This window comes from Microbispora bryophytorum, assembly GCF_043197435.1.
Lineage (GTDB): Bacteria > Actinomycetota > Actinomycetes > Streptosporangiales > Streptosporangiaceae > Microbispora > Microbispora bryophytorum.
The window spans coordinates 90,630-103,960 of the sequence record NZ_JBICTF010000012.1; the positions used below are offsets into that span (position 1 = coordinate 90,630).

General features: G+C 69.2%; 11 protein-coding genes. 10 read left to right on the forward strand and 1 reads right to left on the reverse strand.

The window, feature by feature from the left end; genetic code table 11:
- Positions 1–11 precede the first annotated feature (11 nt).
- Positions 12–1,178, reverse strand: a complete 1,167-nt coding sequence (locus ACGFIB_RS32175; RefSeq protein ID WP_393376853.1) for a cellulose binding domain-containing protein — start codon at positions 1,176–1,178, stop codon at positions 12–14.
- Positions 1,179–2,013: 835 nt separating this feature from the next.
- Here ACGFIB_RS32175 and ACGFIB_RS32180 point away from each other — a divergent pair.
- The 10 genes from ACGFIB_RS32180 (at position 2,014) to ACGFIB_RS32225 (ending at position 13,162) form a co-directional block, all read left to right on the forward strand.
- The gene (locus ACGFIB_RS32180) at positions 2,014–3,288 is read left to right on the forward strand and encodes a cytochrome P450 (protein WP_393376855.1); all 1,275 of its coding nucleotides are present in this window, start codon (positions 2,014–2,016) and stop codon (positions 3,286–3,288) included.
- Positions 3,289–3,326: 38 nt separating this feature from the next.
- Complete coding sequence (locus ACGFIB_RS32185) at positions 3,327–4,241, forward strand: terpene synthase family protein (RefSeq protein ID WP_393376856.1); 915 nt, start codon at positions 3,327–3,329, stop codon at positions 4,239–4,241.
- Positions 4,238–5,854, forward strand: coding sequence for a prenyltransferase/squalene oxidase repeat-containing protein (locus tag ACGFIB_RS32190; protein WP_357241034.1), 1,617 nt, complete (start codon positions 4,238–4,240; stop codon positions 5,852–5,854). The genes ACGFIB_RS32185 and ACGFIB_RS32190 overlap by 4 nt, the downstream gene beginning before the upstream one ends.
- A gap of 223 nt (positions 5,855–6,077) precedes the next feature.
- Complete coding sequence (locus ACGFIB_RS32195; protein ID WP_393376858.1) at positions 6,078–8,345, forward strand: sensor histidine kinase; 2,268 nt, start codon at positions 6,078–6,080, stop codon at positions 8,343–8,345.
- Positions 8,342–8,776 (forward strand): roadblock/LC7 domain-containing protein, encoded by a 435-nt coding sequence (locus ACGFIB_RS32200; RefSeq protein ID WP_142574947.1) that lies wholly within the window; start codon positions 8,342–8,344, stop codon positions 8,774–8,776. Before ACGFIB_RS32195 ends, ACGFIB_RS32200 begins: the two co-directional genes overlap by 4 nt.
- Positions 8,773–9,147, forward strand: coding sequence for a DUF742 domain-containing protein (locus tag ACGFIB_RS32205; RefSeq protein WP_393376860.1), 375 nt, complete (start codon positions 8,773–8,775; stop codon positions 9,145–9,147). Before ACGFIB_RS32200 ends, ACGFIB_RS32205 begins: the two co-directional genes overlap by 4 nt.
- Positions 9,128–9,727, forward strand: coding sequence for a GTP-binding protein (locus ACGFIB_RS32210; RefSeq protein WP_142574945.1), 600 nt, complete (start codon positions 9,128–9,130; stop codon positions 9,725–9,727). Before ACGFIB_RS32205 ends, ACGFIB_RS32210 begins: the two co-directional genes overlap by 20 nt.
- A gap of 360 nt (positions 9,728–10,087) precedes the next feature.
- Entirely contained in the window at positions 10,088–11,374 is a 1,287-nt protein-coding gene (locus ACGFIB_RS32215; protein WP_191053837.1) for an extracellular solute-binding protein, read from the forward strand.
- 7 nt (positions 11,375–11,381) lie between these two features.
- The gene (locus ACGFIB_RS32220; protein WP_142574943.1) at positions 11,382–12,308 is read left to right on the forward strand and encodes a carbohydrate ABC transporter permease; all 927 of its coding nucleotides are present in this window, start codon (positions 11,382–11,384) and stop codon (positions 12,306–12,308) included.
- On the forward strand, positions 12,305–13,162 hold the full coding sequence (locus ACGFIB_RS32225) for a carbohydrate ABC transporter permease (protein ID WP_393376862.1): 858 nt from the start codon (positions 12,305–12,307) through the stop codon (positions 13,160–13,162). The genes ACGFIB_RS32220 and ACGFIB_RS32225 overlap by 4 nt, the downstream gene beginning before the upstream one ends.
- Positions 13,163–13,331: the final 169 nt, after the last annotated feature.

Below are 13,331 nucleotides of genomic sequence, written 5' to 3' on the forward strand. Positions count from 1 at the left end.
CCCGGTCGAGGTCAGGCGGCCGCGCAGGTGGGCACGGGGGCGGAATTGGACGCGTTCCAGGAGGCGATGAAGCCCAGCGTGGTGCTCGCGCCGGCGCCGAGGGAGCCGTTCCAGCTCTCGTTCCGCACGGTGACGCTCGCCCCGGTCTGCGTGGCCTTGCCGCCCCACGCCTGGGTCACCCGCTGCCCGTCGGCGAAGGTCCAGGTGACGGTCCAGCCGCTGATGGACGCGGCGCCCGTGTTCCTGACCGTGACCTCGCCCTGGAAGCCGCCGCCCCACTGATTGGTGATCGTGTAGGTCGCGCCGCAGCCGGAGGGGCCGGAGGAGGGCGAGGGAGACGGCGAGGGCGAGGGGGACGGCGACCGGGTCGGCGAGGGCGAGGGGGACGGCGACCTGGACGGCGACGGAGACGGAAAAGGCGACCGGGTCGGCGAGGGACTGGGACTGTGACTCGGGCTGGGGCTGTGACTCGGACTCGGGCTGGGGGACGGCTGCGCGCCGCCGAGCAGGGCCGACAGGGCGGGATACCACTTGTCCGCCATCTTCTGGTTGCCGCTGTCGTCGGGGTGCACGCCGTCGTAGGTGTCCGCGCTCGTGCTGAAGCCGGTCCACTGGTCGACGACCACGATCGGGGAGGCCGTCGTGGTCTTCGCGGCGGCCCAGCCCGGAATCGCGCTGTTCAGGGCGACGGCCCGCTGCGCGCACTCGGGGCAGGTGCTCGGGTTCATCGGGATGATCTGTGCGACGAGGATCTTCATGTTCGGGTTGCTCGCCCGCATCTGGTCGACGAGCGTGCCGTACGCCGCGAGGATCGTGCCGGTCGGCTTGTTGCTCCACACGTCGTTGGTGCCGAAGTGCATCATCACGATGTCGGGACGGGTCGCAGAGAGCCAGCCCGGGAGCTGGTTCTGGTCGGCGACGTTCGTGACGAGGTAGCCGCCGTGGCCCTCGTTGTCGCCGTCGTACGGCACCCCGCACCCCTGGGCGGGCAGTGTCCCCACCATGTCGACGTCGGTGAAGCCGCCGTTCTGCAGCTTGTTCCACAGCAGGGCCCGCCAGCAGCCGGGCGATCCGGTGATCGAGTCGCCCAGGGGCATGATCCGCACCGTGGCCGCCTCGGCAGGCCGGACGACGAGCAGCCCGAGCACCACGAGCAGGGCCGCCATCGCCGCACTCATCCTCGACATCGTGTCCCTCTCCCGTGCCGTCCGGCGCGATGCTAGAGAGCGGCCCGCCACCGGCCCAGGGACGAGGCGCGGCAAAAGCCCTGACCAGGGGTGATGCATGTACGTTTCATCCGGTGAATGGCGGCGCACACGCGGGCGTCGCTTCCGGCTCGTCCGGTCTCCCCGGGCACAGTGGCCTCTGCCGTCCGCGGCCGGGGGACGGTGCCGTGTTCCACCGCCGGGCACGAGCGAATATGCTGCGTGGGATCAACTTTTCGCACGTCACCGAGAGGATCGGCCCCATGTACAAGGAGTTCCTCGGCGAGGTCGTGGTGTGGCTGATTCCCATCGTCATCCTCGTGGGCATCGCGCTGCTGGTGACCAGCCACGCCTGACGACGCACTGTGAGAGGCCGGGCCGCCGTGGAGGCCCGGCCTTTCCCTTTTCTCCAGGGCGTCAAACCTGTCTCTAACGACAAATCTGGCTTTAACCCGCATCTAGGACCACACGGGCATAAAAGCATCACTGACCTGCAAAGTTGATCAATACGAGTGGATCATGTGATACTGCCCGAAGTGACGCCAGAGAGGCCGAGAGGGCTCACGTGGCGAGGAACGCCGTAAGAGAGAGCGAGGGGAGATTGCCGGCTCTGCCGGCCGACTGTCCGGACCGCGACGAGTAAGTGATCCACGCCCGCGCCCTCACGAGCACGACCAGCGCGAGCTTGCGGGCGCCGCCAGCAGGTGGGAGACAAACCGCGATGTCTACCGATACCGGCTTTCGCTCAAGTGACGCCCCTCGATCCCTTCCCCTCTATCGCGCTCTGCCCCCTCTACTCCGCGATCCCGTGAACGCGCTTGCCGATTTCGGCAGGCAGGTCCGCGGTGACGTGGTGCGGATCAACCTGGGGCCGTTCCGTCCGTACCTCGTGAGCCATCCCGACCACGTGCAGCACGTTCTGCGCGGCAATTGGACGAACTACGTCCGCGACGGCATGTTCTGGAAACCCCTGGAGCGGGTGGCCGGGAACAGCATCATCAGCGACGGCCCCGGCTGGGAGTCCAGCAGGAAGATCCTGCAGCCGCTGTTCACCGCGAGGTACGTGAACTCGCTGGCCCAGGGCATGGTGCAGGCGATCGAGGAATGCCTTGACGAGCTGACGCCCCATGCCCTCGACGGGCGGCCGGTGGACATCGGCGAGGAACTGGCCCGTATGGCGAACCGCGCGGTCATCCATGTCCTGTTCGGTGACAAGATCCCGCTGAAGGACGCCGAGAAGCTCGCTCCCGCGTACGCGACCGCCGCGTCGTCCTTCACCTTCCGGCTGTTCATGCCCTTCATCCCCTACTCGGTGCCCGTTCCGGGCGACCGGGCCTTCGCGGGCGCGGTGAAGACGATCGACAGCGTGCTGCTGCCGCTGGTCCGGGAGGCACTGCGCAACCCGGGCGAGGGCGGCGACATCGTCTCCGCGCTCGCCCGTGCCCGCGGACCAGAGGGGGACGGATCGGGTGAGCGGCAGATGCGCGACGATCTCGCCAGCATCTACGGCGCGGCCGCGGAGACCACGGCGACGGCGCTGACCTGGCTCTGGCCGCTTCTCCACGCCCATCCGGACGTGACCGCGCGCCTGTACGACGAGGTGGACGAGGTCGTCGGGACGGGCCCCGTCGATCCGGAGCAGTTGCCGCGGCTGCGGTACATGAAAGCCGTGCTGCAGGAACTCCTGCGCCTGTACCCCTCGGGGTGGATGTTCCCGCGCATGGTGGTCGCTCCCGACGAGATCGGCGGCACCCGGGTCGAGGCCGGTTCGCAGATCCTGATCAGTCCGTACGTCACGCACCGGCTCGACGAGTTCTGGGATCGGCCGCTGGACTTCGATCCGGAGAGGTTCACCCAGGACACGGGGGAGCGCCGGCACCGCTACGCCTACTTCCCCTTCGGCGGTGGTCCGCACGTGTGTCTCGGGCTCCACCTGTTCTACGTGGAGGCGCCGCTCCTCCTCGCCTGCCTGCTGCGCAGGTTCAGGCCGGTCCTGCTGAACCCGGGGCCGTATACCGCCGTCCCGGCGGGCTCCGTCCGGCCGAAGGAGACGGTGGAGTTGCGCCTGCTCCCCCACGCCTAGACGTGCACGCCCGTGTGGGGCGGGACGCAGGAGAAGGGTTGTTCGCCGGAAAGGGTGTCATGTCGCCTATACAGATCGACGAGATCGAGACGACCGCGGATCAGGGCAGGACGGTCGGTCTCGCTCTGGCCTGTCAACGAGACCTGACGAATCAGGCGGCACGATATCCCGGGCTCTTTCCCGCCGACAGGTTCGGCCCGAGCCTGTTCGCCGGGCTCTGCCTGGCCAACGCCTTCGGCGCGCCGTGGTCCACGGCCGATCAGTTGCGTTTTCTGACCAGGGTGGCACTGTGGGTGTTCGCCGCCGACTGGCAGGTGGACGATGTCACGAGATCCCGCGCCGACCTGGACGATCTCCTGTCGAGCTGCCTGCGGACCGCGTCCGGCGACGACGGCATTCCGGCCACGCAGCTCGCCGAATTTCTCGCCGACATCGCGCGCGATCTGAATTCCGTACCCGAATTCTCCGGAATGCGCGCGATTTGGAGCGAAAGCCTTGCGCGTTTTCTCGTCGCGATGACGCGGGAATGGGAATGGCGCGCGTCGGCGTCCGAGGGGGGCCCTCTGCCCGGTGTTCCGGAATATCTCGGAAACGCCGACAGCACGGCCGCGTCTTTCGTCAACGTCTCCTACTGGATTTACAGCCGCGACATGCAGGCGATCGAGCACATCGGCGCGCTGACCACGGCCGGCGCGCTCGTGCAGCAGGTGCTCCGGCTGCTCAACGATCTCGCGTCGTATGAACGGGACCTGGTCTCGGGAGACCTCAACGTGCTGACCCTCGGCATCGGCCACGCGGAGGTGACCGAGTTGATCACCGGACTCGTCGCCCGATGCCGGGAACAGATCGAGCCTCTGAAGGGGCCCTGCCCGCGGGCCGCCGCCTATCTGGAGCGCCAGATCGGCTTCAGTGCGGGTTTCTACCGCCTTACCGACTACTGGAGCGGGCAGTGAGCGTGAACGACCTCGCCCTCGGCGCGCCGCCGCTGGACACCGGCGTCCTGGCCGGCGAACTCGTGTCCGGCCTCATGCTCCGCCCCTGGGGCGAGGTGTCCGCCTCGGTGTACGAGACGGGCCGGGTGGTCGCGCTCGCACCCTGGCTGACGGGACACGCGGAGCGGATCGACTACCTGCTCGCGCGGCAGCGGCCGGACGGCGCCTGGGGCGCCCCGGACGGCTACGCGCTCGTGCCGACCCTCAGCGCGGCCGAGGCCCTGCTCTCCCGGCTCCGGCACACCGGCGACACGTCGCTGGTGGAACCGGTGAAACGGGCGCTCCTCGCGCTGCCGCACGTCCTGGCGACGTCCGGCGGCCCCTCGCTGCCGGACACCCCCGCGGTCGAGCTCATCGTCCCCTCGCTGATCGCTCTCATCGAGGACCATCTGCGCGAGGCGCCGGACCTCGGGCTGCCCTCCGTACGCCTGACCGTGCCGCCGGGCATGGAGGCCGCCACACTCGCCCGGCTCAGGGGCGCGCTCAGGTCGGGCGCCGACGTACCGCAGAAGCTGCTGCACGCGCTCGAGGTCGCGGGGGAGGCGGCCTCGGACGCGCCGGGCCTGGTTCCCACGGCGATCGGCACGGTCGGGGCCTCTCCCGCGGCGGCCGCCGCCTGGCTGGGGGACAGGGCCGGGTGGAGCGACCGTTCCGCGCACCCCCGTCGTCCCCTGGTGCGCCGCCATCTGGAGGCGGTCGCACGTCGTTACGGCGGCCCGGTCCCGGTAGGCCTGCCCATCACGTTCTTCGAACGGAGCTGGGTCCTGAGCTGGCTGGCGCGCGCCGGTGTCCCCTTCGACGCGCCCCCGGAGATGGTCGCCGACCTCTTCGTGACGGTGGGGCAGGAAGGAACGGCGGCCGGGGCGGGGCTCCCGCCGGACGCGGACACCACCTCGGTCGTCCTGTACGCGCTGGCACTCCTGGGCGTGCGCCTGGAGCCGGAGAGCCTGCTGGCGTACGAGGCGGAGACGTGCTTCCACACCTGGCCGGGCGAGCAGGGCCTGTCGACCAGCGTCAACGCGCACGTGCTCGACGCGTTCGGGGCGTACGTCGAGCGCCACCCCGAGGCGGCCGGCCGCTACGAGGGACGCATGGTCAAGCTGGCCCGCCTGCTGCGCGACCACCAGAAGGCGGACGGAAGCTGGTCGGACCGCTGGCACGCCTCCCCCTACTACGCGACGGTGAGCTGCGCCCTCGCGCTGCACGAGTTCGGCGGCGCGGACTCGGCCGCCGCCGTGCGCCGGGCGGTGCGCTGGGTCCTCGGCACGCAGCGCGAGGACGGCTCCTGGGGGCGGTGGAGCGGCACGCGCGAGGAGACGGCGTACGCCCTGCAGATCCTCCTCATGACGGGCGCGGGCGACGACGAGCGGCGGGCGGACGCGGCGGCGCGCGGATACCTGTTCCTGACCCGATCGGCCGGCACGGAGGACCCGGCGCTGTGGCATGACAAGGACCTCTACCTCCCGGGGGCCGTCGTGCGTGCGGCGGTGGTGGCCTCCTGCCATATCGCGCAGCGCGACCCGGCGGTCATGGCGGCTATCCAGCGCAGTCACAATCCTGTGAGGAAGCAGTAAATAGGCCATTGTTCCATAAAATGGGACATGTAGCCCCGTATGGGCGCAGTGTCGCCTTGAATGCTTTTGACCCTATTGCTAAGGTTCCAGAGCGTCGCAGCGGAAAGACGCTCTCGCCCTTGAGGGGCGACCGGCACCAATCATCCTGAAGCTTCTTCAGGTTTTGCGCACTTCACAGGATGGACGGCCCATGCGCTTCCGCAATTCCAGAGTACGGACCAAGGTGACAGCTCTGCTGCTGTCGCTCGCGGCGCTGTGGGCGTTTGCGGCATGGGTGACCCTGCGGGAAGGCGTCAACCTCCTGTGGGTGAGCACGCTGGACAACGCCGTCGTCCAGCCCAGTGAGCCGTTGCTCGTGGAACTGCAGAAGGAGCGCCGGCTCACGCTCGTGCGCCTCGGCAATCCCGCACAGGTGCCGCGGGCCGACCTGCAGGCGCAGCGCGGCCGCAGCGACGCGGCCGTCAAGAACTTCAAGGAGATGTCGTCGGGCGACAACGTCCGCCTGGCGGCGACGCCCGTCCTCGAGACGCGCCTCGACGAGACCAGGCGGCGCCTGGCCGCGCTCGAAGGCGCGCGCAAGCAGATCGACGCCGGTCAGATCGACCGCGACCGGGCGGCGCGGGCGTTCACCGACGTGACCGACGCCATCTACGGCCTGTACGTCTCCCTCGCCACGCTGGACGACGAGGCGGTCGCGAAGGACGCCCGCACCCTGGTCGAGCTGACCCGCGCCCGGGAGATATTCGCGCAGGAGGACGCGCTCCTGGCGGGGGCCCTCGCGGCAGGACGGCTGACCGACGCGGACCGGGCTCGTTTCGCCCAGCTTGTCGGCGCCCAGCGCTACCTCACGGACCAGGCGGCGGGCGAACTGCCCTCGGCGGATCGAAGCGCCTTCCAGCGGATGGCCGACGGGCCGGCCTTCGTCCGCCTGCGCGTGATGGAAGAGCAGGTCATGCGCGCCGGGCGCCTGAGCCCCACACTCCCGGTGTCCCAGGACCAGTGGCGCAGCGCCGTGGACACCGTTCTCTCCCAGCGGCAGGACGCCGTGGAGAAGGCCGGCGTCGGCCTGGTCGACCGGGCCGCGTCGGTGGCCGTCGGAGCCATCGTCCGTCTGGCGCTGGCCGGCGGCCTCGGCCTGGTGGCGGTCATCGCGTCGATCGTCCTGTCGGTCACCACGGCCCGGGCCCTGGTGCGTCAGCTGGAGAAGCTGCGCGAGGCCGCGCTCGAACTGGCCAACGAGCGGCTGCCCGGAGTGGTCGCCCGCCTCGCCCAGGGCGAGAAGGTCGACGTCAAGGCCGAGGCGCCGCCGCTCGACTTCGGCCCCGACGTCATCGGACAGGTGGGCGCGGCGTTCAACACCGTGCAGGAGACCGCCATCCGCACCGCCGTCGAGGAGGCCCAGCTCCGGCAGAGCATCCGCGACATCCTGCTCAGCCTCGCCCGGCGTACGCAGTCGCTGGTGCACCGCCAGCTCACGCTGCTCGACGTGATGGAGCGGCGCGAGTCGGACCCGGCGGAGCTGAAGGACCTGTTCCGCATCGACCACCTCGCGACCCGCATGCGGCGCAACGCCGAGAACCTCATCGTCCTGTCGGGGGCGTCCCCCGCCCGCGCCTGGCGGCGCTCGGTGCCGATGGTCGACGTCGTACGCGGCGCGCTGGCCGAGGTCGAGGACTACACCCGCGTCACCGTGATGCCGATGGGGGAGACCGCGCTCATCGGACGCGCGGTGGGCGACCTCATCCACCTGCTCGCCGAGCTGATCGAGAACGCGGTGTCGTTCTCCCCGCCGTACACGATGGTGCAGGTGGGCGGCCAGGTGGTGGCCAGCGGCTACGCGATCGAGATCGAGGACCGCGGCCTCGGGATGAGCGCCGAGGACCTGGAGGCGACCAACCAGCGGATCGCCGACCCGCCCGAGTTCAACCTGTCGAGCACCGCCCGGCTGGGCCTGTACGTCGTCAGCCGTCTGGCCGAGCGCCACGGGATCAGGGTGTCGCTCAAGGCGTCGCCGTACGGCGGCACGACCGCGGTCGTGCTGCTGCCGCGCGACCTCGTCATCGAGGGCGGGGAGGCCCTGCCCGAGGAGGAGACCGGTTCCGGGCTCCCGCGGCGGGAGCCCGGGTCCCGGAGGATCGCGCTGGTCGGTGCGCCCGATGCGGCCCCCGAACCAGCTCAGGAGGTGGTTCCTGTGCCGAGGGCTCCCGAGCCGCCCAGGCCTGTGCAGAGCGCCCCACCGCCCGGCGGCGCCGATCCGGACGGTTCCGCGTCGTCGGCCGGGTTCACCCCGTCGGGCCTGCCCTTCCGGGTGCCGCAGGCCAATCTCGCCCCCGCGCTCGCCGAGGAGTCGACGAACGGGGACGAGGCGGAGGACCAGGAGGATCGCTCGCCGGACGACATCCGCAAGATCATGGGCTCGTTCCAGTCGGGGACGAGGCGTGGCAGATCCGAGGCGGCGAAGCTGCTGAGTGACGAGGAGGACAACCTGTGACGCAGAAGACCGGTGCCTCCGCGGACCTCGCATGGCTGCTCGACGACCTCGTCGCACGGATTCGTGAGGTCGAGCACGGCATCGTGCTGTCCACCGACGGCCTGCTGCTGGCCGGCTCGCAGGGACTTCTCGTGGAGGACGCCGAGCACCTGTCCGCCGTCGCCTCCGGCCTGCAGAGCCTGGCGCGCGGAGTCGGCGAACGCTTCCAGGGCGGGTCCGTACGGCAGACCATCGTGGAGATGAAGTCGGCCTACCTGCTCGTGACCGTGGCGGGCCAGGGCGCCTGCCTGGCCGTCCTCTGCTCGGGAGACGCCGACGTCGGCCTGGTGGCCTACGAGATGGCCATGCTCGTCGTGCGCGTCGGGCAGTACCTGACCTCGCCCGCCCGGACCACGATCGACCGGGCCACCGGGAGAGAGGTCCGCCTGTGAACACCGAGTGGAACCCGGACGAGGAGCGCTTACTCGACGCGCCGACCATCCGGCCGTACGTGATCGCGCGCGGCCGTACGGAGGCGCAGGATCGCTTCGACCTCATCTCGCTCGCGGTGACCGTCCGGCCCACCACGGGAGCCGAGATCGGGCTGGACCCCGAGCATCAGGCGATCGTGCGGCTGTGCCGCAGGCCGCTGTCGGTCGCGGAGATCGCGGCCCATCTGGAGCTGCCGGCCGGGATCGTCCGGGTCCTCCTGGGCGACCTGTTCGACCGGGGTTTCGTGGCCGTGCAGCAGCCCCAACCGGAGATGAACGTGCTCGACGAGCGGATGTACAAGGCGGTGCTCGATGGCCTTCGCGCGCTCTGACTCCGGGAAGAACCCGCCGAAGATGCCCACGGCGATCAAGTTGCTGATCGCCGGAGGCTTCGGAGTGGGCAAGACCACGATGGTCGGCGCGGTGTCGGAGATCCGGCCGCTGCGCACGGAGGAGACGCTGACCGACCGCAGCGTCGGCGTCGACGATCTGTCCGGCGTCGAGGCGAAGGCGACCACCACGGTCGCCATGGACTTCGGCCGCATCAGCATCGGGCAGGACTTCGTCCTCTACCTCTTCGGCACCCCCGGCCAGGAGCGGTTCTGGTTCGTCTGGGACGAGCTCGCCCGGGGCGCGCTCGGCGCGGTCGTGCTGGCCGACACCCGCAGGCTCGCCGACTGCTTCCCCTCCGTCGACTACTTCGAGCGGCGGGGCACGCCCTTCGTCGTCGCGGTCAACTGCTTCGAGGGCGCCCCGGTCTTCGACCTGGACGAGGTCAAGCTCGCGCTCAACCTCGGCCCGGACGTCCCGATCATGCTGTGCGACGCGCGCAGGCGGGAGTCGGGCAAGGAAGTCCTGATCGAGCTCGTCAAGCACGCGTACGGCAAGCGCCCGACCGCCGCCGCCCACTGACGCTTTCACTGGCTCCTCACCCGGGAGTGTCCGGGTTTCTTGGCGTATGCGCGTTTTATGGCGCTATGCGCGATTTACGTTTCGCGGCAGGGTGGGCTTTGCGTACCTCGCTCCTCGCGCAGCCCGCGCCCGAGTAGGCGCCCCTTTTATTTTCGGATGACCGTTAATGCCGCCTGATTACTCCTGATCAATCCTTTTTGGGCGTAGTGGACCGGCCGCACTTTCCTTTGCCGCCGAGCGCGCGTAACAGGTGCACAACAGCCGTTGATATGAACCTAACCCCCCTGTAACGTCTGCCCCATCGCGAAACTATCGGACAAGTTCCGAAAGTTTCGGTCGGAATCCAGAAGGGAAACCACCGTGAAGTTGAGTCGGCGAGGTGCGGCGCTCTTAGCGGCGTCGGCACTGGTCCTCGGGGGATGTGGTAGTACCGGGAACGACGCCGGCGAGAGCAAGAGCTCAGCCGGCGGCAAGGTGACCGTCGAGTTCTGGAATATCTGGACCACCGACCCCCTGAAGAGCTACGGCGTTCAGGCGATCAAGGATTTCCAGGCGGCGCACCCGAATATCACGATCAAGAGCGTTCCCTACGAGAATGAGGCGTTCAAGGCGAAGCTGACGACGCTCACCCAGTCCGGCAAGGCGCCCGACATCTTCCAGACCTGGGGTGGTGGCGTGCTCGCCCAGCAGGTGGACGCGGGCCTGGTCAAGGACCTCACCGCCGACGCCGGCCCCTGGCTCGGCACCTTTACGGACGCCGCGCTGTCGGCGTACAAGGTCGGTGACAAGCAGTACGCCATTCCGGACGACATCGGCATGGTGGGCTTCTGGTACAACAAGGCGCTGTTCAAGAAGGCCGGAATCACCGAGGCCCCGGGCACCTGGTCGCAGCTCATCGACGACGTCAAGAAGCTCAAGGCGGCCGGCGTCACCCCGATAGCCCTCGGCGGAAAGGACAAGTGGCCGGGCCACTACTACTGGGCCTACCTCGCCATGCGGATCGGCGGCCTCGACGCCCTCAAGCAGGCCGGTGACAGCAAGGACTTCACGGGTCCGGCCTTCGTCCAGGCGGGGCAGAAGCTCAAGGAACTGGCCGATCTCCAGCCGTTCCAGAAGGGCTACCTCGGCGCGACGTACGGCGACCCGGGCGGCCAGGCCGCGACGATGGGCGACGGCAAGGCGGCCATGGAACTGATGGGCCAGTGGGCGCCCGCGGTCCAGAACGACGCCGGCAAGGGCCTCGGCGACGACCTCGGCTTCTTCCCCTTCCCGGCAGTCGACGGCGGCCAGGGCGCGGTCACCGACGCCTTCGGCGGCGGCGGCGGCTACGCGATCGGGGCCGACGCCCCCGCGGAGGCTCTCGAGTTCCTGAAGTTCCTCACCGACAGCGCCGAGCACCGCAAGGCCGTCGCGACCGGTGGCCTGCTTCCGGTGCTGAAGGGCGAGGAGGACGCGGTCACCGACCCGAACCTGAGCGTGGTCGCCAAGAACCTCGCCGGGGCCTCCGGGTTCCAGCTCTACCTCGACCAGGCGTTCCCGCCGGCCGTCGGCCAGGAGGTCAACGACTCCGTGGCCGAGCTGATCGGGGGGACCAAGACGCCCGAGCAGGTGGCGCAGGCCATCACGGAAACCGCGAAGTCGGAGTAACTGTCGCGTGAAGACGACGAGACCCCGGAGCCTCAGGCTCCGGGGGTTCACCACGATCCTTCTGTTCCTGCTTCCCGCGCTCGTGCTCTTCTTCGGGCTCGTCGTGGCGCCGATCCTGCTCGCCTTCTACGCGAGCGTGTTCAAGTGGAACGGCATGCGCGGGCTGCCGACCGACTTCATCGGCATGGCGAACTTCACCCGCCTGCTGGCGGACGAGGTCTTCCTGGGCGACCTGTGGCACGGCGCGCTGCTGATCATCTTGTCGGTGGTGATACAGCTGCCCCTCTCGCTGGGCATCGCCATGCTGCTCAACCAGAGGATCTACGGCCGGGCGTTCTTCCGCCTGCTGTTCTTCGCCCCGTACATGCTGTCCGAGGCGATCACCGCGGTCCTGTTCATGATGATCCTTTCGCCCACGGACGGCCTGGCCAACTACATTCTCGGCTGGTTCGGGATCGACCAGCTCGACTGGTTCGCCGACCCGTCGACGGTCATGATGTCGGTGTTCATCGTCATGACGTGGAAGTACTTCGGCTTCCACATGATCTTGTACATCGCCGGGCGCCAGGGAATCCCGAAGGAGCTCACCGAGGCCGCCCAGATCGACGGCGCGACAGGGTGGAACGTCTTCCGCTACGTCACGCTGCCGCTGCTCGGACCCACGATCCGCATCAGTGTGTTCCTGTCGGTCATCGGTGCGATCCAGCTGTTCGATCTGATCTGGATCATCACCGGCGGAGGCCCCTCGCACTCCTCCGAGACCATGGCCGTCACGATGTTCCAGTTCGGCTTCAAACGTTTCCAGGTCGGCTACGCGAGCGCGATCAGCGTGGTGATGTTCCTCATCAGCCTCGTGTTCGCGGTCCTCTACCAGCGATACGTCATGCGCCGTGATCTCGAAGGAGCCTCCACCGTGCTGCGAGACCAGCGATGAGCGCCAACCGCCACAAGCAGTCCCCGACGTCCGGCGGTCCGCTGCGCAGCCTGTCCCTGCACGCGATCGTCGTGGTCACGGCGTTGTTCGTCGGTGTCCCGCTGCTCTACGGTGTGCTGGGCGGTTTCAAGACCACCCGGCAGCTCTCGAGCAACCCGATCGGCCTGCCCTCCCCCTGGGTGCCGGAGAACTACGCGAGCATCCTCGCCTCGGGGTCGTTCTGGCGCATGCTCTGGAACAGCACCTACATCGCGGTGCTGACCACCGTCGTCGTCGTCGCGGTGTCCGCGCTGGCGGCCTACGTGTTCGCGCGCTTCGCCTTCCGGGGGCGTGAGGCGCTGTTCACGATGTTCGCCGCCGGGCTCATGTTCCCGTTCGCGGTGGCGATCCTGCCGCTGTTCGTGCTGCTGCGGATGTTCGGGCTGCTCGACAACCCGCTCGGCGTGATCCTCCCGCAGGCGGCCTTCGGCATGCCGATGACGATCATCATCCTGCGCGGCTTCTTCCGGGCCATCCCGGGGGAGATCGAGGAGGCGGCGATCCTCGACGGGTGCTCGTCGTTCGGCTTCTTCTGGCGGATCCTGCTGCCGATGGCCCGGCCCGCGGTCGCCACGGTCTCCGTTCTGGCCGTCGTGAACAGCTGGAACCAGTTCATGCTGCCGCTCGTGGTGTTCAGCGACGACAGTCTCTTCACCATCCCGCTGGGCGTCCAGCAGTTCCAGGGGCAGTATGCGACGGACGTCGCACGGGTCATGGCCTACATCGTGGTCGCGATGCTGCCCGCCCTCGGCTTCTACGCCGTGGCCGAGCGTCAGCTCGTCAGCGGCCTGACCGCGGGGGCCATCAAGGGCTGATCGGCCTGCACCGCCGTACGGCCCCCCGGCAACGGCAGGACGGGCGCGCCCCAAGGTGATCGGAACGAAAGGCCGGCGGCCTCCGTCCCCGGCCAGGGGGACACCGGGGACGGGGGCAGCACGGATTCGCCGCGTCCGGCGAGGGCCGGCCGGCGCGTCCGGGGCCTTC

Bases quoted from the DNA above. Each gene is read 5' to 3' on its own strand.
- ACGFIB_RS32175 (WP_393376853.1), bottom strand. From the start codon at position 1,178: ATGAGTGCGGCGATGGCGGCCCTGCTCGTGGTGCTCGGGCTGCTCGTC.
- ACGFIB_RS32210 (WP_142574945.1), top strand. From the start codon at position 9,128: ATGGCCTTCGCGCGCTCTGACTCCGGGAAGAACCCGCCGAAGATGCCC.
- ACGFIB_RS32225 (WP_393376862.1), top strand. From the start codon at position 12,305: ATGAGCGCCAACCGCCACAAGCAGTCCCCGACGTCCGGCGGTCCGCTG.